21 protein-coding genes are annotated in these 23,223 nt (G+C 71.3%); 16 read left to right on the top strand and 5 right to left on the bottom strand.

The genetic code is table 11. The annotated features are described in order from the left end of the window. Positions 1-93 precede the first annotated feature (93 nt). Positions 94-1,608: a peptide MFS transporter gene (locus tag AC060L_RS23675; protein ID WP_483800885.1), complete on the bottom strand. Its 1,515-nt coding sequence runs from the start codon at positions 1,606-1,608 to the stop codon at positions 94-96. A 445-nt stretch (positions 1,609-2,053) separates the two neighbouring features. Between AC060L_RS23675 and AC060L_RS23680 the strand changes: the two genes are divergently transcribed. Together AC060L_RS23680 and AC060L_RS23685 are read left to right on the top strand one after the other, a co-directional pair. Further along, on the top strand, positions 2,054-2,728 hold the full coding sequence (locus AC060L_RS23680; RefSeq protein ID WP_483800886.1) for a response regulator transcription factor: 675 nt from the start codon (positions 2,054-2,056) through the stop codon (positions 2,726-2,728). A 17-nt stretch (positions 2,729-2,745) separates the two neighbouring features. Next, the gene (locus AC060L_RS23685) at positions 2,746-4,011 is read left to right on the top strand and encodes an ATP-binding protein (RefSeq protein WP_483800887.1); all 1,266 of its coding nucleotides are present in this window, start codon (positions 2,746-2,748) and stop codon (positions 4,009-4,011) included. A gap of 35 nt (positions 4,012-4,046) precedes the next feature. On the opposite strand, the gene AC060L_RS23690 is transcribed toward AC060L_RS23685, so the two are convergent. Then, a complete protein-coding gene (locus tag AC060L_RS23690; protein WP_483800888.1) occupies positions 4,047-4,610 on the bottom strand; it encodes a GtrA family protein in 564 nt (187 codons plus the stop codon). A 297-nt stretch (positions 4,611-4,907) separates the two neighbouring features. Between AC060L_RS23690 and AC060L_RS23695 the strand changes: the two genes are divergently transcribed. The 3 genes from AC060L_RS23695 to AC060L_RS23705 all read left to right on the top strand — a co-directional run bounded on the left by AC060L_RS23695 (position 4,908) and on the right by AC060L_RS23705 (position 7,791). Then, on the top strand, positions 4,908-5,999 hold the full coding sequence (locus AC060L_RS23695; RefSeq protein ID WP_483800889.1) for a 5-(carboxyamino)imidazole ribonucleotide synthase: 1,092 nt from the start codon (positions 4,908-4,910) through the stop codon (positions 5,997-5,999). Next, positions 5,996-6,529, top strand: coding sequence for a 5-(carboxyamino)imidazole ribonucleotide mutase (purE, locus tag AC060L_RS23700; RefSeq protein WP_483800890.1), 534 nt, complete (start codon positions 5,996-5,998; stop codon positions 6,527-6,529). Before AC060L_RS23695 ends, purE begins: the two co-directional genes overlap by 4 nt. A 71-nt stretch (positions 6,530-6,600) precedes the next feature. Beyond that, positions 6,601-7,791 carry a dipeptidase gene (locus AC060L_RS23705; protein WP_483800891.1) on the top strand — a complete coding sequence of 397 codons (1,191 nt, stop codon included), beginning with the start codon at positions 6,601-6,603 and terminating at the stop codon, positions 7,789-7,791. A gap of 34 nt (positions 7,792-7,825) precedes the next feature. On the opposite strand, the gene AC060L_RS23710 is transcribed toward AC060L_RS23705, so the two are convergent. After that, positions 7,826-8,236 carry a CoA-binding protein gene (locus AC060L_RS23710; RefSeq protein WP_483800892.1) on the bottom strand — a complete coding sequence of 137 codons (411 nt, stop codon included), beginning with the start codon at positions 8,234-8,236 and terminating at the stop codon, positions 7,826-7,828. Between the two features lie 223 nt (positions 8,237-8,459). On the opposite strand from AC060L_RS23710, the gene AC060L_RS23715 reads away from it, so the two are divergent. The 4 genes from AC060L_RS23715 to AC060L_RS23730 are packed head-to-tail and all read left to right on the top strand — an operon-like array spanning position 8,460 to position 12,200. Beyond that, positions 8,460-9,368 (top strand): ABC transporter ATP-binding protein, encoded by a 909-nt coding sequence (locus tag AC060L_RS23715; protein ID WP_483800893.1) that lies wholly within the window; start codon positions 8,460-8,462, stop codon positions 9,366-9,368. Between the two features lie 59 nt (positions 9,369-9,427). Continuing rightward, positions 9,428-10,189, top strand: a complete 762-nt coding sequence (locus AC060L_RS23720) for an ABC transporter permease (RefSeq protein WP_483800894.1) — start codon at positions 9,428-9,430, stop codon at positions 10,187-10,189. A 44-nt stretch (positions 10,190-10,233) separates the two neighbouring features. Continuing rightward, complete coding sequence (locus AC060L_RS23725; protein ID WP_483800895.1) at positions 10,234-11,571, top strand: sensor histidine kinase; 1,338 nt, start codon at positions 10,234-10,236, stop codon at positions 11,569-11,571. Beyond that, positions 11,568-12,200: a response regulator gene (locus AC060L_RS23730; RefSeq protein WP_483800896.1), complete on the top strand. Its 633-nt coding sequence runs from the start codon at positions 11,568-11,570 to the stop codon at positions 12,198-12,200. Before AC060L_RS23725 ends, AC060L_RS23730 begins: the two co-directional genes overlap by 4 nt. Positions 12,201-12,246: 46 nt before the next feature. Here AC060L_RS23730 and AC060L_RS23735 read toward each other — a convergent pair whose 3' ends face one another. Beyond that, on the bottom strand, positions 12,247-13,593 hold the full coding sequence (locus AC060L_RS23735; RefSeq protein WP_483800897.1) for a UDP-glucose dehydrogenase family protein: 1,347 nt from the start codon (positions 13,591-13,593) through the stop codon (positions 12,247-12,249). Between the two features lie 186 nt (positions 13,594-13,779). On the opposite strand from AC060L_RS23735, the gene AC060L_RS23740 reads away from it, so the two are divergent. Both AC060L_RS23740 and AC060L_RS23745 read left to right on the top strand, forming a co-directional pair. Then, on the top strand, positions 13,780-14,943 hold the full coding sequence (locus AC060L_RS23740; RefSeq protein WP_483800898.1) for an acyl-CoA dehydrogenase family protein: 1,164 nt from the start codon (positions 13,780-13,782) through the stop codon (positions 14,941-14,943). Between the two features lie 196 nt (positions 14,944-15,139). Then, a complete protein-coding gene (locus AC060L_RS23745) occupies positions 15,140-15,832 on the top strand; it encodes a DUF4232 domain-containing protein (protein ID WP_483800899.1) in 693 nt (230 codons plus the stop codon). Positions 15,833-15,927: 95 nt separating this feature from the next. Here the strand turns inward: AC060L_RS23745 and AC060L_RS23750 are convergent, their stop codons facing one another. Next, complete coding sequence (locus AC060L_RS23750) at positions 15,928-17,292, bottom strand: LCP family protein (RefSeq protein ID WP_483800900.1); 1,365 nt, start codon at positions 17,290-17,292, stop codon at positions 15,928-15,930. Between the two features lie 171 nt (positions 17,293-17,463). Between AC060L_RS23750 and AC060L_RS23755 the strand changes: the two genes are divergently transcribed. From AC060L_RS23755 to AC060L_RS23775, 5 genes are all read left to right on the top strand, one after another. After that, positions 17,464-17,541, top strand: a complete 78-nt coding sequence (locus AC060L_RS23755) for a putative leader peptide (protein WP_483800950.1) — start codon at positions 17,464-17,466, stop codon at positions 17,539-17,541. 216 nt (positions 17,542-17,757) lie between these two features. Then, positions 17,758-18,363 (top strand): NADPH-dependent FMN reductase, encoded by a 606-nt coding sequence (gene ssuE, locus AC060L_RS23760; RefSeq protein WP_483800901.1) that lies wholly within the window; start codon positions 17,758-17,760, stop codon positions 18,361-18,363. 230 nt (positions 18,364-18,593) lie between these two features. Then, on the top strand, positions 18,594-19,382 hold the full coding sequence (locus tag AC060L_RS23765; protein WP_483800902.1) for an ABC transporter ATP-binding protein: 789 nt from the start codon (positions 18,594-18,596) through the stop codon (positions 19,380-19,382). A 47-nt stretch (positions 19,383-19,429) separates the two neighbouring features. Continuing rightward, a complete protein-coding gene (locus tag AC060L_RS23770) occupies positions 19,430-21,979 on the top strand; it encodes an ABC transporter permease (RefSeq protein WP_483800903.1) in 2,550 nt (849 codons plus the stop codon). Between the two features lie 122 nt (positions 21,980-22,101). Then, the gene (locus AC060L_RS23775; RefSeq protein ID WP_483800904.1) at positions 22,102-23,139 is read left to right on the top strand and encodes a glycosyltransferase family 2 protein; all 1,038 of its coding nucleotides are present in this window, start codon (positions 22,102-22,104) and stop codon (positions 23,137-23,139) included. Positions 23,140-23,223 lie beyond the last annotated feature (84 nt).

The raw sequence follows: 23,223 nt of genomic DNA on the forward strand, positions 1-23,223 counted from the left end.
TGTGGGGGGGGGGGAGCCTTGACCTTGTTACTCCGGTTCGTGGGGCAGTCACCCACTGGGTACCGGCCCGACGCATTGGATCAACAGGTCACATCAGTGCACGTTGCCCATCAGCTTGACGACCTTCTTGCGGTACATCCACAGCGCGACGCCGGCCAGGATGGCCGCCACGCCCTGCACGGCGAAGTACCAGGTGCTGTTCACGGCGTTGTCGCTCATGCCCAGCTGGATGATGGCCGCGGTGCAGTCTCCGGCGGTGACGGCGAGGAACCAGATGCCCATCATCTGGCTGGCGTACTTCGCCGGGGCCAGCTTGGTGGTGACGGACAGGCCGACCGGGGAGAGCGTCAGCTCGCCGACCGTCTGGACCAGGTAGACCAGCGCCAGCCAGAGCGGGCTGACCTTGTGGCCACCGCTGGCCGCCGCGATCGCCAGCATCATGACCAGGAACGAGGCACCGATCAGCAGCAGGCCGATGGCGAACTTCATCGTGGTGCTGGGGTTCTTGGCGCGCTGTGCCAGCCAGACCCAGAGCCAGGCGAAGACCGGGGCCAGCGCCATGATGTACAGCGGGTTCAGCGACTGGAACCAGCTGGACGGGAAGTGCCCGCCGAAGATCGACAGCTTGGTGCTCTGGTCGGCGAAGACGCTCAGCGTGGAGCCGGACTGGTCGTAGATCATCCAGAACACGGCGGCGACCACGAAGAGCCACACGAAGCCGCGGATCTTCGACTGGTCGGTCTCGTCGAGGTCCTTGTCCCGCTTGATCCGGGCGAAGACGATCACCGGGATCGCGATGCCGGCGATCGACAGCGGCCAGACCGCCCAGTCGATGGTGAAGTGGCCGGTGGCCACCACGACGCCGTAGAAGACCACGGCCGCCGCCAGCCAGAGGCCGGCCTTGCGCAGGATCGCGCTCTTCTCGACCGGGGTGATCGGCGAGTTGACGACGCTGCTCTTCGGGCTCAGGTGGCGGGTGCCGAGCAGGTACTGGCCCAGGCCCAGCGCCATGCCGATGCCGGCGAGCGCGAACCCGAGGTGCCAGTTGACGCTCTGGCCGACCGTGCCGATGACCAGCGGCGCCAGGAAGGCACCGAGGTTGATGCCCATGTAGAAGATGGTGAAGCCACCGTCACGACGCGGGTCGTTCGGGCCCTCGTAGAGGTGGCCGACCATGGTCGAGATGTTGGCCTTCAGCAGGCCGGAGCCGACCGCGATGAAGACCAGGCCGACGAAGAACGACGACTCGACCGGCACGGCCAGCAGGAAGTGGCCGATCATGATGATCGCGCCGCCGAAGGCGACCGTCTTGCGGGCGCCGAGGAAGCGGTCGGCGATCCAGCCGCCCGGCAGGGCGAGCAGGTACACCATGGCGTTGTAAACGCTGTAGATCGCGGCCGCGAGTGCGGCCTTCATGCCGAGGCCGCCGTGGGCGACGCCGGCCGTCATGTAGAGCACGAGCAGGGCCCGCATGCCGTAGAAGCTGAACCGCTCCCAGGTCTCCGTCATGAAGAGCGTGGCGAGTCCCCGGGGGTGCCCGAAGAAGGTCTTGCCGCCAGAAGGGGCGACCGGCTGTGCGCCGGCGTCCAAGGTGGTGGTTGACGCCATGAGTGATTTGTTCCTTGCCTGACTGTCTGGGACGCGGCCCCGTCCATAAGGGGGGTGGGACGGGCGCGTCCGAACGCCGGGGAGCTCCTGCTCGCTGCTCGGGCAGGTGGGGTGTCCACGGCGTGTGACACGGGGACTGGACCACTGTACGTCCGGGTTTTCACGACATGGCCGGACAAAGGACATCAAGTCGGTAACGGGCATGTAAGCCGTCGTTCACTTACCTTGCCGCAATCGATGGTACGGCGCCAATCGCTCCTTCGAAGCCAAGGTCGAACAGTGGATTCTTCGGTAGGTCCGGGCGTGTCGCCGAATGAATGCGAGATGTGACCGTTATCCGGTGACTACCGCCTGTGAACTAGTTCACACCCGCAACGCCGACGGTCGGTCACCGGGCCGCCACGCGGGACTGATCGGCCGGGCCCGGGCGGACTACCATCGCCCCATGACCTGTGTGCTGCTCGCCGAGGACGACCCGGCTATCTCGGAACCGCTGGCCCGCGCGCTGCGCCGCGAGGGCTACGAGGTGCTCGTCCGCGAGGACGGTCCCGCCGCCCTGGCGGCAGGGCTGGAGGAGGAGGTCGACCTGGTCGTCCTCGACCTCGGTCTGCCCCACATGGACGGCCTGGAGGTCTGCCGCCGGCTCCGTGCGGACGGCAAGAGCTGCCCGGTCCTCGTGCTCACCGCCCGCGCGGACGAGGTGGACACCGTGGTCGGCCTGGACGCCGGCGCCGACGACTACGTGACGAAGCCGTTCCGCCTGGCCGAACTGCTCGCCCGGGTCCGCGCCCTGCTGCGCCGCGGCAACGTCGACTCGCTCTCCACCGGCGCGCACGGCGTCCGGATCGACATCGAGTCCCATCGCGCCTGGGTCGGCGAGGAGGAACTGACCCTCTCCGCGAAGGAGTTCGAACTGCTCCGGGTGCTGGTCCGGGACGCGGGCCGGGTGGTGACCCGCGAGGACATCATGCGCCAGGTCTGGGACACCACCTGGTGGACCTCCACCAAGACCCTGGACATGCACATCTCCTGGCTGCGCAAGAAGCTCGGCGACGACGCGACCAACCCGCGCTACATCGCCACCGTCCGCGGCGTCGGCTTCCGCTTCGAGAAGAACTGAACTGAGGGCTCCACCGCGTGAAGCGCAGGATGATCAACTCGCTGCTCGGCGTGGTGCTGGTGGTCGTGGTGGTGTTCTGCGTGCCGCTCGCGCTGGTGGAGAAGCAGAGCATCGTCAACTCGGCGCAGGCCCGGGTGGACGCCGCCGCGGTGCGGCTGCTCGGGCTGGTGGAGAGCCGGCCGGCGGCCGGTGAGCCGGTGACCGGGGAGCGGATCAAGTCCCAGGTCACCGAGGGCAGCTACGCCGAGATCCGGATCCCCGGCCAGCCGCTGATCATCGCCGGCACCCGGCCGAGCGGCAGCAACCCGCTGACGGCCAGCGAGGTCGGTGCCGGCGGCGAGACCGTGACGGTCGAACAGTCCCGCTCGGACGTCGATCACGAGATCGGCAACATGCTGCTGCTGCTCGGCCTGGTCGCGCTGCTCGCCGTCCAGGCCGCGGTCGCGCTCGCCGTCTGGCAGGCCCGCCGGCTGGCCCGGCCGCTCACCGACCTCGCCGAGACCGCCGAGCGGCTCGGCTCCGGCGACCCGCGCCCGCGCGACCGCCGCTTCGGCGTGCCCGAACTCGACCGGGTGGCCGAGGTGCTGGACGCCAGCGCCGAGCGGATCGGCCGGATGCTCACCGCCGAGCGACGGCTCGCCGCCGACGCCTCGCACCAGCTGCGCACCCCGCTCACCGCGCTCTCCATGCGGCTGGAGGAGATCACCGCGCTGGCCCACCAGCCGGAGACCGTCCGCGAGGAGGCCACCATCGCGCTGCAGCAGGTCGAGCGGCTGACCGACGTGGTGCAGCGGCTGCTCACCAACCAGCGTGACGCGCACGGCCCCAGCGCGGCCGGTTTCGAGCTGGACGAGGTGATCAAGCAGCAGCGCGAGGAGTGGGCGGCGACCATGCGCAGCTCGGCGCGGCGGCTGGTGATCGAGGGGCTGGCCGGGGTCATCGCGATGGGCACCCCGGGCACGGTCTCCCAGGTGCTGGCCACGCTGATCGAGAACTCGCTGATGCACGGCGCCGGCACGGTCACGCTGCGGGTGCGGCCGTCGGGCGGCTCGGTGGTGGTCGAGGTGCAGGACGAGGGCGCGGGCGTGCCGGCCGAGCTCGGCAACCGGGTGTTCGAACGGACGGTCAGTGGCCGCAACTCCACCGGCATCGGACTCGCCGTCGCGCGGGACCTGGCCGAGGCGGACGGCGGGCGGCTGGAGCTGCTCTCGCTCAAGCCGCCGGTCTTCGCGCTCTTCCTGCCGCGCAGTGAGCGCGGCAGCAGCGGTACGGCTGACGAGTAGGGCGAGTAGTGCGAGTAGGGCCCGGCAGACGGGCTCTAGTGGTTGAGGTACTTCACCGGGTCGCCGTCGGCCAGGAACCGCTCGGCCTGGGCCACCACGACCGGGGAACCCGCCGCCGGCGCGCTCGCCTGGTGCTCGTGCTCGGCCAGCTCCGGCATCGCCTTGAACACCCAGGTGCGGTACGAGAAGAACCGGAACAGCGTGCCCAGCACGGTGCCGACCATCTTGGCGCCGTTGGTCGCGACCGTGCCGTGCAGCCCCAGCTGGTACGTGGCGATCCAGAGGGTGCCGTTCTCGATCAGCATGCCGATGGCGCTGAAGATCAGGAAGAGCGTGATCTCGCGGCGCCGCGAGGCCGCGTCGCTGTCGCGGTAGACCCAGTAGCGGTAGCCGAGGTAGTTGACCACGATCGCCACCAGGGTGCCGATCACCGAGGAGCGCACCGGCGCCCAGCCGGTGGCGTGCAGCACGGCGTTCGTGACGCCGAAGTTCACCGCCATGCCGACGAGCCCGACTATGCCGAACTTCACGACCTCACCGGAGGCGCCGCGCACGCGCTGGAGCAGGGAGGGGCGCCGGTGGGAATTGGTCACGGTCATCCGAGGAGGTCTCCTGTGCCTGGTTGCCGAGCGGGGCGCGTCCGCGCGCGGTCCGGCCGCGCGCCGCGAGTCCCCGTCCCGGCACCTGTGCGGTAGCAGTGCTCAGCGGGGTCCGACCATCCAGGCTACCGGCTTCCGTGCGGCCGTCGAGCGCCGTCGGCCGGCACACGAACGCGCAAGCCGCCCGCGCCCGTGGGCGGACCCCTCCCGACCGGCCGATATCCTGGCAACGTGAGAATTCAGGGCAGCGCCAAATTTCCCGTGGTAGGCATGATCGGCGGCGGGCAGCTCTCCCGCATGGCACACCAGGCGGGGATCCCGCTCGGCGTGCGGTTCAAGGTCCTCGCCGACACCCCGCAGGACTCGGCGGCCCAGGTGGTCGCCGACACCGTGCTCGGCGACTACCGCGATCTGGAGACGTTGCGCCGCTTCGCCGCCGACTGCGACGTGGTGACCTTCGACCACGAGCACGTGCCGACCGAGCACCTGCGCGCGCTCCAGGCCGAGGGCATCGCGGTCCGTCCGGGCCCGGACGCGCTGGTCAACGCGCAGGACAAGGGCGTGATGCGGGCCAAGCTCGACTCGATCGGTGCCCCCTGCCCGCGCCACCGCCTGGTCGCCGACCCGGCCGACGTCACCGCCTTCGCGAACGAGGGCGAGGGCTACCCCGTCGTCCTGAAGACCGTGCGCGGCGGCTACGACGGCAAGGGCGTCTGGGTGGTGGCCGACGAGGAGCAGGCGCGGGACCCGTTCCTGGCCGGCGTCCCGGTGCTGGCCGAGGAGAAGGTGGACTTCCTGCGCGAGCTCGCCGCGAACGTGGTCCGCTCGCCCAGCGGCCAGGCGGTCTCCTACCCGGTGGTGGAGAGCCTCCAGGAGAACGGCGTCTGCGCCGAGGTCACCGCCCCGGCCCCCGACCTGGACTCGGCGCTGGCCGGCGAGGCCCAGGCGCTCGCGCTGCGGATCGCCGGCGAGCTGGACATCACCGGCCACCTGGCCGTCGAGCTGTTCCAGACCCGGGACGGCCGGCTGCTGGTCAACGAGCTCGCGATGCGCCCGCACAACTCCGGCCACTGGTCGATCGACGGCGCGGTCACCTCGCAGTTCGAGAACCACCTGCGGGCGGTGCTCGACCTGCCGCTCGGCGACCCGCGCCCGCGCGCCAAGTGGACCGTGATGGTCAACGTGCTCGGCGGCGACTACCCCGACATGTACCACGCGTTCCTGCACTGCATGGCCCGTGACCCGGGCCTGCGGATCCACATGTACGGCAAGGACGTGAAGCCCGGCCGCAAGGTCGGTCACGTCACCGTCTTCGGGGACGACCTCGAAGACGTGCGCGAGCGGGCGCGGCACGCGGCCGCCTACCTGAGAGGCACGATCACCGAATGACCAGCAGCACCACGCCGCTCGTCGGCATCGCCATGGGTTCCGACTCCGACTGGTCCGTGATGGAGGCCGCCGCCCAGGCGCTCGACGAGTTCGAGGTGCCGTACGAGGTCAACGTGCTCTCCGCGCACCGGATGCCGCGCGAGATGATCGAGTACGGCGAGCAGGCGCACCGGCGCGGCCTGAAGGCGATCATCGCGGGCGCCGGCGGCGCCGCCCACCTGCCGGGCATGCTCGCCTCGGTGACCCCGCTGCCGGTGATCGGCGTCCCGGTGCCGCTGCGCTACCTGGACGGCATGGACAGCCTGCTCTCGATCGTCCAGATGCCGGCCGGCGTGCCGGTCGCCACCGTCTCGGTGGCCGGCGCCCGCAACGCCGGCCTGCTCGCGGTGCGCACGCTCGCCGCGTTCGACCCGGAACTGCTGGAGCGGATGACCGAGTTCCAGGCCGAGCTGAACGCCCAGGCGACCGAGAAGGGCAAGAAGCTGCGCGCCAAGGTCGCGGGCTCGCAGTCCTTCGGCTTCGCCAAGTAGCAGCCGCACGCGCCATGTGCGCCATGTGTGCCACGTGGTAACCGCGGTCGGGACGTAGTAACCATGGGGGCATGACTCCCGAACTTCTCGACCGCGCCCGCCTCCTGCTCGCCGAGTCGCCCGTGGTGGACGGTCACAACGACCTGCCCTGGGCGATGCGCAACCTGGTCGGCTACGACCTGGACGCCCTCGACCTGGCGGCCGATCAGCGCGACAAGCTGCACACCGACCTCGACCGGCTGCGAGCCGGCGGGGTCGGTGCGCAGTTCTGGTCCGTCTACGTCCCCTCCCGCCTCGCGGGGGACGCCGCGGTCAGCGCCACGCTGGAGCAGATCGACTTCGTCCGGGCGCTGGTCGCCCGCTTCCCGGACCGGCTGCGGCTGGCCGCCTCGGCCGACGAGCTGGAGGCCGCCCGGGTCGAGGGCAGGATCGCCTCGCTGATGGGCGCCGAGGGCGGCCACAGCATCAACTCCTCGCCGGCCACGCTGCGTGCGCTGTACGAGCTCGGCGTGCGCTACATGACGCTGACTCACAACGACAACGTGCCGTGGGCCGACTCCGCGACCGACGAGCCGGCCCACGGCGGGCTGACCAGGTTCGGCGAGGAGGTGGTCCGCGAGATGAACCGGCTCGGCATGCTGGTGGACCTCTCGCACACCTCGGCCGACACCATGCGCGCGGCGCTGCGGGTCACCGAGGCGCCGGTGATCTTCTCGCACTCCTCCTCGCGCGCGGTCTGCGCCCACCCGCGCAACATCCCGGACGACGTGCTGGCGCAGCTGCCCGCCAACGGCGGCGTCGCGATGGCCACCTTCGTGCCGCAGTTCGTGCTCGCCGACGCCTGGGAGTGGGTGGAGCGGGCCGGCAAGGCGCTGGAGGCGCGCGGCTTCCACCACCTGGCGCACACCCCGGACGCGATGGAGGTGCTGCACGCCTTCGAGGCCGAGAACCCACGCCCGATCGCGACCGTGGCCACCGTCGCCGACCACCTGGACCACATGCGCGAGGTGGCTGGCATCGACCACCTGGGCCTGGGCGGCGACTACGACGGCACGGCCTTCCTGCCGGCCGGCCTGGAGGACGTCTCCGGCTACCCGAACCTGATCGCCGAGCTGCTCGGGCGCGGCTGGTCCGAGGTCGACCTGGCGAAGCTGACCTGGGGAAACGCGGTGCGGGTGCTGCGCGACGCCGAGGGCGTGGCGCGCGAGCTGCGCCGCACCCGCCGGCCGTCGATCGCCACGCTCGCCCAGCTGGACGGCTGAGCGGCCGGCCGGCCCGGCTGGAACGCGACAGGCGCTAGAGCAGCGGGATCTCGATCGCCGGGCAGACGTCCATCACCATCGTCAGCCCGGCGGCCGTGGTCCGCTGGTAGGCGGCTTCGTCGAGCACGCCCAGCTGGAACCAGACCGCGTCCGCGCCGGCCGCCACCGCCTGGTCGGCGACCTCGCCGGCCAGCTCGCTGTTCACGAAGACGTCCACCACATCGACCTTGAACGGGATCTCGGCGAGCGAGGCGTACCCCTGCTCGCCGAGGACCGTCTCGGCCTTGGGGTGCACAGGCACGATCCGTTTGCCGTACCGCTGCAGCACCTGCGCCACGCCGTACGCCGCGCGGCGCTGGTTGGTGGAGAGGCCCACCACGGCCCAGGTGTCCCCGGTGCCGGTGAGGATCTCGCGGACGGCCGCCTTGTCCCGGTAGTCGCTCATGCCTACTCGAACCGGCCCGGCCGGCGCCGCATTCCTGGCCGGGCACCTCAGGCACTCCAGGCACCCCGGCATCAACCGATCGGTTGATGCCGGGGATCAGCCTGATCGGTCGCCACGCGAGCCTTCCGGTCGATCCGCCGCGCCGCCCCCGCGCGGGATTCTGGTGTCACAGCGAGAGAGCAGCAGGACGCGGCAGCGGGACACAGCAGAGGGGGAACCGGTCATGGCGGTCATCGAGGTCGAGCACCTGAACAAGCGGTACGGGCACGAGACGGCCGTGCACGACGTGTCGTTCCAGGTCGAGCAGGGCGAGATCTTCGGGATCCTCGGCCCGAACGGCGCCGGCAAGACCACCACCGTCGAGTGCCTGGCCGGTCTGCGCAGGCCGGACGGCGGCCGGCTCTCGGTGCTCGGCCTCGACCCGGTCCGCCGGCGCGACGCGCTGCGCCAGGTGCTCGGCGTCCAGCTCCAGGAGAGCGGCCTGCCGGACAAGCTGAAGGTCCGTGAGGCGCTCGACCTGTACGCGTCGTTCTACCGGGACCCGGCCGACCCGGTCGAGCTGATGAACCGGCTCGGTCTGGCCGACAAGGCGGACGCCCGCTACAAGAAGCTCTCCGGCGGCCAGAAGCAGCGCCTGGCGATCGCGTTGGCCATGATCGGCAACCCGAAGGCGGTGGTGCTGGACGAGCTGACCACCGGCCTGGACCCGCACGCCCGCCGCACCACCTGGGAGCTGGTCGAGCAGATCCGCGACGCCGGTGTCACCGTGCTGCTGGTCACCCACTTCATGGAGGAGGCCGAGCGGCTCTGCGACCGGGTCGCGCTGATCGACGGCGGCCGGGTGGTCGCGGTGGACACCCCGGCCGGGCTGGCCGCGCTGGCCGGCCGGCAGCAGCGGATGCGGTTCCGACCGTCGGCCCCGCTGGACGAGGAGGTGCTGCGCTCGCTGCCCGAGGTGACCGGGCTGAGCTGGCACGGGCCGGTGGTCGAGATCACCGGCACCGGGAACCTGGTGCACGTGGTCACCTCGCAGCTGGCCCGCCGGCAGATCATCGCCGCCGACCTGCGGGTCGAACAGGCCAGCCTGGACGACGCGTTCATCGCGCTGACCGCCCACACCGACGCGCACTGACCCGCCCCTTTCCACCCCGCCCTGCCCCGATCGCGCCCCACCTTCAAGGAGCTACTGACATGTCCATGCTTAGCCTGCCCGCCCTGAGCATGCCCCGCCGCGGTTTCCGCACCCTGACCGTCACCCAGGCCAAGCTGCTGCTGCGCGAGCCGGTCGCCGCGATCTGGCTCGGCCTGCCGATCGTGCTGGTGATCCTGTTCGGCAACATCCCGGCCTTCCAGACCGCGGCGGCCACGCTGGGCGGCAAGCGGGTGATCGACGTCTACGTGCCGACGCTCGCCGCGATGGTCCCGCTCTTCCTGGGCTTCACCGCACTGCCGATGACCATGGCCGCCTACCGCGAGAAGGACGTGCTGCGCAGGCTGTCGGTCAGCCCGGTGCCGGCCGCCGGCATGCTCGCCGCGCTGGTCACGGTGATCGCGGGGCTGGCCGCGGCGGGTGTCGCGGTGATCGTGGCGATCGGCGCGCTCGCCTTCCACGTCTCCACCCCGTCGAACCCGGGCGTGGTCCTCGTCTCTTTCCTGCTCGGCGGCACCGCGGTGCTGGCGCTGGGCCTGGTGGTCGCGGCGCGGGCCCGCACCGGTGGCGCCGCCAGCGCGATGGGCGTGCCGCTGATGATCCTCAACTTCTTCGCCAGCGGCCTGTACTTCCCGATCGCCCAGATGCCGCACGTGCTCCAGCGGGTCTGCGAGTTCATCCCGTTCGGCGCGGTGATGGACGCCTGGAGCGGCGAGGGGCAGCTGTGGCAGCACCTGCTCGTGCTGGCCGGCTACACCGTGGTCGCCGGCCTGGTCGCCGCGAAGACCTTCCGATGGGAGTAGGCCCGGCGGCCCCGGGACTTCCGGTCCGCGACAAGATCGCCATCATGGTCACCGTGAACCAGGACCCCAAGACTCCCGCTCCGAAGGCTCCCGTCTCCTCGGACGCTCTCCGCGGCTGGATCAACCGGTACGTCCCCTACGTCGGACTGGCTCTCTCCGCAGTCCTCTCGCTGGCCCTGAGCCCCGGAAGCGCCGGTTTCTCCACGGCGGTCCTGGGGCTTTCGGCGCTCGCCGCGCTCTGGCAGCGGCTGATGGCCGTCAGCTTCGCCGAGAGCGGGCAGCGCCGGGCCAGGGCGGTGGTCTTCTACGTCGGGCTGCTGGTGCTGATCGGCCTGCTGGTGACGCTCAGCCCCTACTTCGGCTTCTTCGCGTTCACCGGCTACCTCCAAGCGGCCGTGCTGCCCCGCAAGCTGTGGCCGCCGGCCATCGTGATCACCGCCGCGATGATCGCCACCACGCAGGTCGGCGGCGTGCAGGCGCTGCACGGCGCGACGCTGGGGCTGTATGCCGGGCTGGTGGTGGTCAACGTCGTGATCGCCGGCGCGCTCACCTACCAGAGCATCGAGGAGGACCAGCGCAGCCGCCAACGGGCCGAGCAGATCGACGAGTTGGCCGAGGTGAACCGGCGGCTGCGGGAGACCATGGCGGAGAACGCCGGCCTGCACGCGCAGTTGGTGGTGCAGGCCAGGGAGGCGGGGGTGCTGGACGAGCGGCAGCGGATGGCCGGCGAGATCCACGACACCATCGCCCAGGGCCTGACCGGCATCGTCACGCAGCTGGAGGCGGCCGAGCGCTTCGACGGCGACCCCGAGCGCCGCGCCCGGCACCGCGAACTCGCCCGCCGGCTGGCCCGGGAGAGCCTGACCGAGGCCCGCCGCTCGGTGCAGGCGCTGCGCCCCGGACCGCTGGTCGAGGCCCATCTGCCGGAGGCCGTCCAGGGCTTGGCCGAGCGCTGGGCGCAGACCTCGGGCGTGCCGGCCCAGGTGACGATCACCGGCGCGCCGTTCACGCTCTCCACCGCGCTGGAGGTGGTGCTGTTCCGGGCCGCCCAGGAGGGCCTGGCCAACATCGCCAAGCACGCCCGCGCCTCGCGCGCCGGTCTCACGCTCTCGTACACCCATGACGTGGTGCTGCTGGACGTCCTGGACGACGGCGCCGGCTTCACCCCGCCCTCCGACGACGCGAACGGGCCCACCGGCGGCGAGAGTTACGGGCTGGCGGCGATGCGCCGCCGGCTCGGCCAGGTCGGCGGCACGCTGGAGATCGAGAGCAGTCCGGGTGAGGGCACCGCGATCAGCGTCAGCGTCCCCGCCCTGCGCGCTCAGCCCACGGCCACGCCAACGGCCACGGCCGGGCCGGTTCCGGTGGAGAATGCGCTGTGACCATTCGTCTGCTGATCGTTGATGACCACCCCATCGTGCGTGACGGCCTGCGCGGCGTCTTCGAGGGCGACCCGGACTTCGAGGTCGTCGGCGAGGCCGGCGACGGCGCCGAGGGGGTGGACCGGGCGCTGGCCCTGACGCCGGACGTGGTGCTGATGGACCTGCGGATGCCCGGCACCGGCGGTGTCGAGGCGATCCGGCAACTGCGCGAGCGGGCACCGGAGCTGCGGGTGCTGGTGCTGACCACCTTCGACACCGACGGGGACGTGCTGCCCGCGATCGAGGCCGGCGCCACCGGCTACCTGCTCAAGGACGCCCCGCGCGACGAGCTGGTGCGTGCCGTGCGGGCGGCCCGGCAGGGCCAGGCCGTGCTCGCGCCGACGGTCGCGCAGAAGCTGCTCGGCCGGATGCGCGAGCCCGCGCCGGCGCCCTCCGAGCTGCTGACGGACCGCGAGCTGGAGGTGCTGCGGCTGGTCGCGGCGGGCAGCACCAACAAGGAGTCGGCCAAGCGGCTCTTCATCAGCGAGGCCACCATCAAGACCCACCTGCTGCACCTCTACGCGAAGCTGGGGGTGCGGGACCGCGCGGCGGCGGTCGCCGAGGGCTACAAGAAGGGCCTGCTGACCTGAGCCCGGTCCGTTTGGCCGTGGCAGCGGCTGCGGACCCGCCCGGTGGCTACTCGGCCGACGGGCGGCCCATCGCGCGGTACGTCCAGCCGGCCTCGCGCCAGCTCGGGCCGTCCAGCACGTTGCGCCCGTCCAGCAGCCGCCGCTCGGCGACCACCGCGCCGAGCGCGACCGGGTCCAGCTCGCGGAACTCCTGCCACTCGGTCAGGTGCAGCACCACGTGCGCACCGGCCGCCGCCTCGTACGGCGAGGCGGCGTAGGACAGGCTCGGGAACATCTTGCGGGCGTTGTCCATCGCCTTCGGGTCGTAGACCGTGACCTGGGCGCCCTGGAGCTGGATCTGGCCGGCCACGTTGAGCGCGGGCGAGTCGCGGATGTCGTCCGAGTTCGGCTTGAACGCGGCGCCGAGCACCGCCACCCGGCGGTCCAGGAAGCCGCCGCCGCACTGCTCGCGGGCCAGCTCGACCATCTTGGAGCGGCGCCGCATGTTGATCGAGTCGACCTCGCGCAGGAAGGTCAGTGCCTGGTCGGCGCCGAGCTCGCCGGCGCGGGCCATGAAGGCCCGGATGTCCTTGGGCAGGCAGCCGCCGCCGAAGCCGAGCCCGGCGTTCAGGAACCGGCCGCCGATCCGCTCGTCGTAGGAGAGCGCCTTGCTGAGCATGTTGACGTCCGCGCCGGCGCTCTCGCAGACCTCGGCCATCGCGTTGATGAAGGAGATCTTGGTGGCCAGGAACGAGTTCGCGGCGGCCTTGACCAGCTCGGCGGTCGCGAAGTCGGTGACCACGAGCGGCACGCCGTCGCCGATCGGCGACGCGTAGACCTCGCGCAGCAGCTCCTCGGCGCGGCCGCCCGGGCGCACGCCGACGACGATCCGGTCCGGGTGCAGCGTGTCGCCGACCGCGTAGCCCTCGCGCAGGAACTCCGGGTTCCAGGCGAGCTCGACGCCCTCGCCGGCCGGCGCCAGCGCGACCAGCCGCTCGGCCATCCGGGCCGCGCTGCCGACCGGGACGGTGGACTTGCCGACCACCAGCGTGGGCCGGGTCAGGTGCGGCGCCAGCGCGTCCACGGCCAGCTCGACGTACGACATGTCGGCCGCGAACTCGCCCTTCTTCTGCGGCGTGTTCACGCAGATGAAGTGCACGTCGGCGAAGTCGGCGACCTCCTGCGAGGAGCTGGTGAAGCGCAGCCGCCCGGTCGAGCCGGGGTGGCCCGCGACGTGCTTGATCAGCAGCTCGGAGAGTCCGGGCTCGTACATCGGGACCTGTCCGGCGGCCAGTGAGGCGAGCTTCTCCGGATCTATGTCCATGCCGAGCACCTCGAAGCCGAGTTCGGCGAGGCAGGCGGCGTGGGTCGCGCCGAGATAGCCGGTGCCGATCACCGAGATGCGCAGGGCCACGGACTTCCCCTTTTACGGGCGAGGGATGGGGTGCCTCCCGGCCGAGCTCGGCGCGGGCGCAGGGACCGATGGTATCCGCTGTCCCGATGTGTCACGCATGTCACGTGAGGTATAGACAGGGCACGGTCCTAGAATGAGGATCTACTTAACGGTAATTAACGTTGTTATCCAGAGGGGCAGCGCATCATGGCGGGCAGTGCAGAGTTCGACCTGTTCAAGCTCTCGGAGGAGCACGAGATGCTCCGTGAGACGGTGCGTGCGCTCGCCGAGGCCAAGATCGCCCCGTTCGCCGCCGACGTCGACGAGCACGGCCGGTTCCCGCAGGAGGCCCGGGACGCGCTGGAGGCCAACGACCTGCACGCCGTGCACGTCCCCGAGGAGTACGGCGGCGCCGGCGCCGACGCGCTCGCCACCGTCCTGGTGATCGAGGAGGTGGCCCGGGTCTGCGCGTCCTCCTCGCTGATCCCGGCCGTCAACAAGCTCGGCTCGCTGCCGGTCCAGCTCTCCGGCTCCGAGGAGCTGAAGGCCAAGTACCTGGGCGCGCTGGCCCGGGGCGAGGGCATGTTCTCGTACTGCCTCTCCGAGCCGGACGCCGGTTCCGACGCGGCCGGCATGAAGACCCGCGCGGTGCGCGACGGTGACTTCTGGGTGCTGAACGGCGTCAAGCGCTGGATCACCAACGCGGGCGTCTCCGAGTACTACACCGTGATGGCCGTCACCGACCCCGAGAAGCGCTCGAAGGGAATCTCGGCCTTCGTGGTCGAGAAGAGCGACGAGGGCGTCTCCTTCGGCGCGCCGGAGAAGAAGCTCGGCATCAAGGGCTCGCCGACCCGCGAGGTCTACCTGGACAACGTCCGGATCCCCGCCGACCGCATGATCGGCGAGGAGGGCACCGGCTTCGCGACCGCGATGAAGACGCTCGACCACACCCGCATCACCATCGCCGCCCAGGCGCTGGGCATCGCCCAGGGCGCCCTCGACTACGCCGCCGGCTACGTCAAGGAGCGCAAGCAGTTCGGCAAGCCGATCGGCGACTTCCAGGGCATCCAGTTCATGCTCGCCGACATGGCGATGAAGCTGGAAGCCGCCCGCCAGCTCACCTACGCCGCCGCCGCCAAGTCGCAGCGCGTGGACGCCGACCTGACCTTCTTCGGTGCCGCCGCGAAGTGCTTCGCCTCGGACGTCGCGATGGAGGTCACCACCGACGCCGTCCAGCTGCTCGGCGGCTACGGCTACACCCGCGACTACCCGGTCGAGCGGATGATGCGCGACGCGAAGATTACGCAGATTTATGAGGGCACCAACCAGGTCCAGCGGATCGTGATGGCGCGCAACCTGCCGTCCGCCTGACCGTTCCACCGCCTGTTGACGGCCGCCCGGCTCCACGCCGGGCGGCCGTCGGCGTTTCCGCAGGCCGGGCGACTCGTGCTGTTACCCAACCAGGACGATCAGGGGCGAACCCGGATGGCGCTCACCACCGTCGTTGACAGTGACCGGACGGGCCGACCGAGCGCCGTCCAACGAGCTGCGAGGAACGATCATGGGGATGGGCAGGGGAGCGGCGATGGCCGCCACGGTGCTGGTGCTTGGGCTGGGCGCGGCGGCCTGCAACGACGACACCTCGTCGACCTCCTCCGCCGGGGCTGCTGCCGCCACCTCACCGGCGGCAGCGGCGGCAGCAGGCGGCTCCGGTGCCTCCGGCGCGGCCCGTACGTCGGCCGCCGCACCGGCCGCCGCCGCGCCCGCCAAGTCGGTCGCGCCCGGGGTGCCGGCCTCCAGCGGCGGGAAGCTCTCCGACCGCTGCCACACCGCCGACCTGAAGGCCGACGTCCAGCTCCAGCCCGATCACCCCGGCTCCGCGATGGTGATCCTCACCAACAAGAGCTCGCGCACCTGCACGGTCTACGGCTACCTCGGCTACGGCGGCCTGCTCGCCGACAACAGCGCGGTGGTGACCGGCAGTTCGCGCGTCGCGCAGCCCGGCCAGCCGGTACAGGCGACGCTCAAGCCGGGCACCTCCGCCTTCTCCGGGCTCAAGTGGGCCTCCTGCGACAAGGGCGACGTGAGCTGCAAGGTGCTGACCGGCATCACCGTGACCCCGCCGGACGAGACCACCCAGCTGGTCGCGAACGTGCTGGGCGTCAACGGCAAGCAGGTCCAGCAGCTGACCGTCTCGCCCGCCGGGTTCACGGTCGGCTCGCTCCAGCCGTCGAACGAGGGCGTGGTCTTCACGTCCTGAGCGAACTGAGCGCACTGAGCGCAGATGCCTGAGGGCCCCGATCCGCAGCGCGGATCGGGGCCCTCAGGCATGCACGGCGATGGTCGGTGGTCGGCTCAGCCGAAGGTCGGCACCGGGGTGTCGTTCTTGATCGCGTCGAAGACCTGCTTGGCCTTCGTCGGATCCCACTTGACCGCCGACTCGCCGGTCGAGGTGTGGTAGTCGGCGTTGCCGATCGGGATCGTGATGCTCTTGCCCCCGCCGCCGCTGACGGTGCGCATCGCCTCGAAGAGCGAGCCGAGGTCGGTCAGCCCGGTGTTCTTGTCCACGATCAGCGTGTTCAGCCCGGAGCCGATCAGCGGGTACAGCTCGAACGGGTTGAGCAGCGTGGCCGGCGAGGCGGCCTGGTGGGCCAGCGCGGAGAGGAACTTCTGCTGGTTGCGCATCCGGCCGAGGTCCTGGTCGGCCATCTGGTGGCGCTGGCGCACGAAGGCGAGCGACTGGGTGCCGTTCAGCGTCTGGCAGCCGGCCTTGAGGTTGAGGCCGGAGTCGGTGTCCTGGATGTCCTTGTCGATGCACATGTGCACGCCGCCGACCGCGTCCACGATCCCGACGAAGCCGGCGAAGCCGACCTCGGCGTAGTGGTCGATGTGGATGCCGGTGTTCTGCTCCACGGTGCGGACCAGCAGCGTGCCGCCGCCGTTGTTGAAGGCCGAGTTGATCTTCGAGGTGGTGGCCGGGATGGTCCGGCCGCTGCCCGAGGTGTCCAGGTGGGCCGGGATCGGCACCCAGGAGTCGCGCGGGATGCTCATCAGCGTGTTCCCGTGCGCGCCGACGTGCAGGATCATCATCGAGTCGCTGCGCTTGCCGTCGTCCGAGCCGGTGTGCAGGTCCTGCTTCTGCGCGTCGGACAGGCCGTCACGGCTGTCCGAGCCGACGATCAGCCAGTTCGTGCCCTTGCCGGCCGCCGGCTGGCCCGGGTAGGAGGCGAGCACGTTCTCCTGGTGCAGCTGGGAGTCGGCCCAGGCATAGGTGCCGACGCCGGTGGCCAGCAGCGCGCCGACCACGCCGAGCGCGACGTACGCGAGGATGCGCCGCCGCGACCGGCGCCGGGGCTTCGCCGAGCCGGCACCGGGCGGGCGCGGCCCGGTGGGCCCACCCGGGCCGGTCGGCCCGCCCGGTCCGCCGGGACCGAGCGGCTGCACGGCGGGCTGTCCGGCCGGCTGTCCGGCAGCCGGGCCGAAGGCCGGCGGACCCGTCGGCGGAGGCGGCACCATGCCCGGCTGTGGTGCGGCCTGCGCCGCCCGGGGCGCGGGCGGCCGTCCGCCGGAGCGCCGCCCGCCGGCCCCGCGCGGGTTGAGTCCGGGCGGCAGCGGCGGCTCGGCGCCGGGGCCCGGCACACCACTGCCATCGGGCATGCCGCCCTGGCCACCACTGCCACTGCCACCGCCGCTCGACCGGCCCTGCTGCCACGTGTTCATGTCCCCGAGGATGCCCGATTCAGTGCGTCTGTCATCCTGCTGCGGCCGCCGTCGGCCTCCTTGTAGCGGACTTGGTGCAGGCGCGGCACCGTTTCGCCGCATGGTCACCGGCGGGCCACCGGGCCGGACGATCCTTGACCGCCCGGAAGCGCCCGTGCTTGCATGAGTGCCATGCACCAGCAGCGGAGTCTCACGCGTCGGCGGCACGTCGACCTGCAGCGTGTCTCCGGCTCGCTCTGTCGCGGCTGACCGCTCGCCGCCTTCCCGCTCCCAGCGCGACCCCGGCCGCACCCGGCCGAACCCGGCTCGGCCCAGCCACGCCCGCGCCCGCCGGGTGCGCCCCCGCCCCCATCGCGCTACCTGTCGCGCCCGGCGCCGCCCGTCCGCGTGCTCAGCTCGCCTGCGCTGCCTGCGCTGCCTGCCCTGCCCTGACTTGCCCGCTTCCGCTCGCCCCGAGGTGAACCCATGGCCACCGTCCTGTCCGTCTCCGGCTCCCCGTCCGCCACCTCCCGCACCACCCGCCTGCTGCGCCACGTCGACGCCCGGCTCGCCGCGTTCGGGCACCGGGTCGTCCCGTTCGACGTGCGCTCGCTGCCCGCCGAACCGCTGCTCCGCGCCGACACCCGGCACCCCGAGATAGCCCACGCGCTGGAGCTGTTCGAGCAGGCGGACGGCGTGGTGATCGGCACCCCGGTCTACAAGGCCGCCTACTCCGGCCTGCTCAAGGCGCTGCTGGACGTGCTGCCGCAGTACGCGCTGGCCGGCAAGACCGTGCTGCCGCTGGCCACCGGCGGCTCCACCGCGCACGTGCTCGCGGTGGACTACGCGCTGCGGCCCGTGCTCTCCTCGATGGGGGCCGCGCACATCACCCAGGGCTGGTTCGTGCTGGACCGGCACATCACCGCCCGCGAGGACGGCACGACCGAGCTGGAACGGGAGAGCGACGTGCTGCTCACACCCGTGGTGGACGCCTTCGCCGCCGCCCTGCCGCAGCCGGTCGCGCCACCGGCTCCGGCCACGCCGGCGCCCCTGGCGGAGCCCGTCCCGGCGGTCCCGGCGGCGCGTTGCTGACACCTCGTCAGCACGTCGGCCACCTGCCCCGTGACCCGCCCCTGAGCCGTCCCTTAGGCCCTTGGGAGGACTCCCCTAGGGGGAGGATTCGGGGGACCCGTACAACTCTGGTTGCTGCCGCTCCTCCCGGCGGATGACGATCCCTCGTCCGCCGGAGCTTAAGTTGTCCTTATCACCCTGTTGCCGCACGTCGGTGGCAGGTCGGGGGACACCAGACCAAGGAGCGACCAGTGACGACGGCACCCACGGCCGTGCAGACTTCCGAGAACCCGGGCGGCCCGGCCGCCAACGCCGCGGCGGCGCGGCAGGTGACCAAGGCGTACGGCACGGGGGAGACCCGGGTGACGGCGCTGGACGCGGTCGATGTGGACATCCAGCGCGGTCGCTTCACCGCGATCATGGGTCCGTCCGGTTCGGGCAAGTCGACACTGATGCACTGCCTGGCCGGGCTGGACACGGTGACCGAGGGTCGCATCTGGATCGGCGACACCGAGATCACCGGGCTGAAGGACAAGCAGCTGACCAAGCTGCGCCGGGACAAGATCGGCTTCATCTTCCAGGCGTTCAACCTGCTGCCGACGCTGAACGCGCTGGAGAACATCACGCTGCCGATGGACATAGCCGGCCGCAAGCCCGACCAGGCCTGGCTCGACCAGGTCGTCGAGACCGTCGGCCTGGCCGACCGGCTCAAGCACCGGCCGACCGAGCTGTCGGGCGGTCAGCAGCAGCGCGTCGCGGTGGCCCGGGCCCTGGCCGCCCGTCCGGAGATCATCTTCGGTGACGAGCCGACCGGTAACCTCGACTCGCGCTCGGGCGCCGAGGTGCTGACCTTCCTGCGCCGCTCGGTGGACGAGCTGGCGCAGACCATCGTCATGGTCACCCACGACCCGGTGGCGGCGAGCTACGCGGACCGGGTGCTCTTCCTGGCCGACGGCGTGATCGTGGACGAGATGCACGCCCCGACCGCCGACTCCGTCCTCGAACGCATGCGCCGTTTCGACGGCAAGCGCACCAGCTGAGACGGGGTCAGGACTCGATGCTGCTCAAAACCTCACTCCGGAGCTTCATGGCCCACAAGGGCCGGATGGTGCTCTCCCTGATCGCGATCGTGCTGTCGGTCGCGTTCGTCTCCGGCACGCTGGTGTTCTCCAACACCGCCACCAGCACCTTCGACAAGCTCTTCGCCGCGACCGCCTCCGACCTCTCGGTCACCCAGGCGCCGGTGAAGAAGGGCAACGACAACGGCCAGCAGCAGGACGGCGCGAAGCCGCTGACCGTGCCCGCCTCGGCGGTCCAGCAGGTCGCGGCCCAGAAGGGCGTCAAGCTCGCCAACGGCGAGGTCCAGATCAGCAGCGCGACGCTGGTCGACCCGAAGACCAACAAGGCGGCCGGTCCGGTCGGCGGTGCTCCGACGATCGTCGGCGCCTGGGTCACCGACCCGCGCACCCCGATGAAGATCACCTCGGGCAGCGCGCCCAGCGGCTCCGGGCAGACGATGATCGACGCGGACACCGCGTCGAAGAACAAGTTCACCGTCGGCTCCAAGGTCCGGGTGATCGACGAGCTCGGCACCTTCGACTACACCGTCTCCGGCATCGCCACCTTCACCGGCACCAACCCCGGTGCGGCGCTCGTCTTCCTGGACGTCCCGACCGCCCAGCACGACCTGCTCGGCGCCTCGGACGTCTACACCTCGGTCTCCGCCTTCGGCGACGGCAGCGTCTCGAACGACCAGCTCAAGAGCGAGGTCGTCGCGGCGCTCGGCAGTGGCTACCAGGTCAAGACGGCCGCCGAGCAGACCGCCGACGACAAGAAGGGCATCGGCAGCGTCCTCGACTTCATGAAGTACGCGATGCTCGGCTTCGCCGGCATCTCGCTGCTGGTCGGCGGCTTCCTGATCATCAACACCTTCTCGATGCTGGTCGCCCAGCGGACCCGTGAGATCGGTCTGCTGCGGGCGCTCGGCGGCAGCCGCAGCCAGGTCAACCGCTCGGTGCTGATCGAGGCGCTGCTGCTCGGTGTGATCGGCTCCACGCTCGGCATGCTGGCCGGCCTCGGCATCGCGCAGCTGCTGATCGCGCTGATGAAGATGGTCGGGATGAACCTCTCCTCCTCGCTGGAGGTCGGCGCGAGCGTCCCGATTGCCTCGTACGCGGTCGGCATCATCATCACCCTGCTCTCCGCCTGGATCCCGGCCCGCCGGGCCGGCAAGGTCTCCCCGATGGCCGCGCTGCGCGACCACGGGACCCCGGCCGAGGGTGCCTCCAACAAGGTCCGGATCGGCATCGGCCTGGTGGTCACCGCGCTCGGCGCGGCGCTGCTGGTGGCCGGCGCGATGGCGAAGAGCGCGAGCACCGGTGGCTCGGACCTCGGCCTGGGCGCGCTGCTCACGCTGATCGGCTTCGTGGTGCTCGGCCCGCTGCTCGCCACCTCGCTGATCCGGGTGCTCGGCTCGGTGCTGCCGGCGCTGTTCGGCCCGTCCGGCAAGCTCGCCCAGCGCAACGCGATGCGCAACCCGCGCCGCACCGGCGCGACGGCCGCCGCACTGATGATCGGCCTGGCCGTGGTCACCGGTACCTCGGTGATCGCCTCCTCGATGGTCGCCTCGCTCGACGCACAGCTCGACTCGCAGTTCGGCGCGGACTACATCGTCTCGTCCAACCAGACCGGTGTGACGCCGGCCATGGTGACCGCCGCCAGGGGCGCCGCCGGGATCGCGCACATCACCGAGGAGAAGGTCCTCCAGGCCACCATCACGGCGCCGGACGGCAAGACCACCGACACCGGAGTGGTGGCGGTCTCGCCGACCTTCACGCAGGACTTCCGGTTCCCGGTCACGGCCGGCAGCCCGGACGGCGCGATCAGCGGCGGCGGCATCTCGGTGGACCAGAACTTCGCGAAGGACCACAACCTGAAGGTCGGCGACAAGCTGACCCTCGACTACGGCAAGAACCACACCCAGTCGCTGCCGATCGGGGTGATCACCACCGAGGGGAGCTCCTTCTTCGACAAGCAGTTCTACCTCGGCCTCGCGACGCTCACCCAGGCGATCCCGGCCGACCAGCAGCCGACCGATGCGGCCTTCTTCGGCAAGGCCGCGGCCGGCGCCGACCACGCGAAGACCTTCACGGCCCTGCAGGACTCGGTCAGCGCCTACCCGCAGCTGAAGGTGCAGGACCAGGCGGGCATGAAGAAGCTGGTCGAGAGCAGTGTGGACTCGCTGCTCTACCTGATCTACGGCCTGCTGATCCTCGCGATCCTGGTCGCGGTGCTCGGCGTGATCAACACGCTGGCGCTCTCGGTGGTCGAGCGGACCCGGGAGATCGGCCTGCTGCGGGCGATCGGCCTGTCCCGGGTGCAGCTGCGCCGGATGATCTACCAGGAGTCGATCGTGATCGCGCTCTTCGGTGCGGTGCTGGGCACCTGCCTCGGCCTGGCCTGGGGCATCACCGGTCAGCGGGTGCTGCGCGGGCAGGGGCTCGACCTGCTGAGCGTGCCGGTGCTCCAGATCGTCATGGTGCTGATCGGCTCCGCCGTGGTCGGCCTGATCGCCGCGCTGCTGCCCGCCTTCCGGGCCGGTCGGATGAACGTCCTGGGGGCCATCGCCTCGGGCTGATCACCCGTCACCGCACGCGCACTACACAGCACGGTCATCGGGCCGGGCGCCTCCGCAGGGGAGAGGCGCCCGGCCCGGTGCGTTCAGCTCGGGTTCAGGACCGTCCGGTACCGTTGCCCACGATGAACACCAAGGCTGCTGAGGAGCTGCCGGCGGTCTCCGTGATCATGCCGGTGCTCGACGAGGAACGACACCTTCGCACCGCCGTCCGGCGCATCCTGGAACAGGAGTACGCCGGCGCGATGGAGGTGGTGATCGCACTCGGCCCGTCCACCGACCGGACCGACGCGATCGCCGCCGAGCTGGCCGCCGAGGATCCGCGGGTGCGCACCGTGCCGAATCCGACCGGCCGCACCCCGGCCGGGCTGAACGCCGCGATCCGTGCGTCGAGCCACCCGATAGTGGTCCGGGTCGACGGACACGGCCTGCTGACTCCGGGCTACATCGACACCGCGGTGCGGCTGCTCGGCGAGATGGACGCCGCCAACGTCGGCGGCATCATGCACGCCGAGGGCGAGACCGAGTGGGAGAAGGCGGTCGCCGCCGCGATGACCTCCAAGATCGGCGTCGGCAACGCGGCCTTCCACACCGGTGGCCTGGCCGGCGCGGCCGACACCGTCTACCTCGGCGTCTTCCGCCGCGAGGTGCTGGAGCGACTCGGCGGCTACAACGAGGAGTTCATCCGCGCCCAGGACTGGGAGCTGAACTACCGGATCCGCCAGGACGGCGGCCTGATCTGGTTCACCCCGCAGCTGCGGGTCACCTACCGGCCGCGGCCGAGCGTGCGGGCGCTGGCCAAGCAGTACAAGGACTACGGCCGTTGGCGCCGGGTGGTGACCCGCTACCACCGCGGCTCGGTGAACCTGCGCTACCTGGCCCCGCCGGCCGCGCTGCTCGGCGTGCTGCTCGGCCTGGTGCTCGGGGTGGCCGTGCACCCGGCGTTCCTGGTGCTGCCGGGGGGTTACCTGGCCGGCATCCTCGGCGGCTCGGTGGTCGAGGGGCGCGGGCTCTCCGGCAAGGCCCGGATGCAGCTCCCGGTCGCGCTGGCCACCATGCACATGAGCTGGGGCTTCGGCTTCCTGACCTCGCCGCGCAAGCTGGCCCGCCGGGTGATCGCCAGCACCGCGCCGGAGCCGATCGTGCGGCAGCGGACGCCCTGACACCGGCTGCGGCAGCGTCGCACTGAGCCCCCGTCACTGAGCCCCGCGTCTGACCCCCATCACTGATCCCCCGTCGGAAGCCGA

The organism is Kitasatospora sp. NEAU-69 (assembly GCF_057158765.1).

Coding starts and splice junctions, on each gene's coding strand:
- ssuE (WP_483800901.1), top strand. CDS start 17,758: ATGGCCACCGTCCTGTCCGTCTCCGGCTCCCCGTCCGCCACCTCCCGC.
- purE (WP_483800890.1), top strand. CDS start 5,996: ATGACCAGCAGCACCACGCCGCTCGTCGGCATCGCCATGGGTTCCGAC.
- AC060L_RS23695 (WP_483800889.1), top strand. CDS start 4,908: ATGGCACACCAGGCGGGGATCCCGCTCGGCGTGCGGTTCAAGGTCCTC.
- AC060L_RS23755 (WP_483800950.1), top strand. CDS start 17,464: ATGCACCAGCAGCGGAGTCTCACGCGTCGGCGGCACGTCGACCTGCAG.
- AC060L_RS23775 (WP_483800904.1), top strand. CDS start 22,102: ATGAACACCAAGGCTGCTGAGGAGCTGCCGGCGGTCTCCGTGATCATG.
- AC060L_RS23745 (WP_483800899.1), top strand. CDS start 15,140: ATGGGCAGGGGAGCGGCGATGGCCGCCACGGTGCTGGTGCTTGGGCTG.
- AC060L_RS23680 (WP_483800886.1), top strand. CDS start 2,054: ATGACCTGTGTGCTGCTCGCCGAGGACGACCCGGCTATCTCGGAACCG.
- AC060L_RS23740 (WP_483800898.1), top strand. CDS start 13,780: ATGGCGGGCAGTGCAGAGTTCGACCTGTTCAAGCTCTCGGAGGAGCAC.
- AC060L_RS23750 (WP_483800900.1), bottom strand. CDS start 17,292: ATGAACACGTGGCAGCAGGGCCGGTCGAGCGGCGGTGGCAGTGGCAGT.
- AC060L_RS23675 (WP_483800885.1), bottom strand. CDS start 1,608: ATGGCGTCAACCACCACCTTGGACGCCGGCGCACAGCCGGTCGCCCCT.
- AC060L_RS23705 (WP_483800891.1), top strand. CDS start 6,601: ATGACTCCCGAACTTCTCGACCGCGCCCGCCTCCTGCTCGCCGAGTCG.
- AC060L_RS23715 (WP_483800893.1), top strand. CDS start 8,460: ATGGCGGTCATCGAGGTCGAGCACCTGAACAAGCGGTACGGGCACGAG.
- AC060L_RS23720 (WP_483800894.1), top strand. CDS start 9,428: ATGTCCATGCTTAGCCTGCCCGCCCTGAGCATGCCCCGCCGCGGTTTC.
- AC060L_RS23725 (WP_483800895.1), top strand. CDS start 10,234: ATGGTCACCGTGAACCAGGACCCCAAGACTCCCGCTCCGAAGGCTCCC.
- AC060L_RS23690 (WP_483800888.1), bottom strand. CDS start 4,610: ATGACCGTGACCAATTCCCACCGGCGCCCCTCCCTGCTCCAGCGCGTG.
- AC060L_RS23770 (WP_483800903.1), top strand. CDS start 19,430: ATGGCCCACAAGGGCCGGATGGTGCTCTCCCTGATCGCGATCGTGCTG.
- AC060L_RS23710 (WP_483800892.1), bottom strand. CDS start 8,236: ATGAGCGACTACCGGGACAAGGCGGCCGTCCGCGAGATCCTCACCGGC.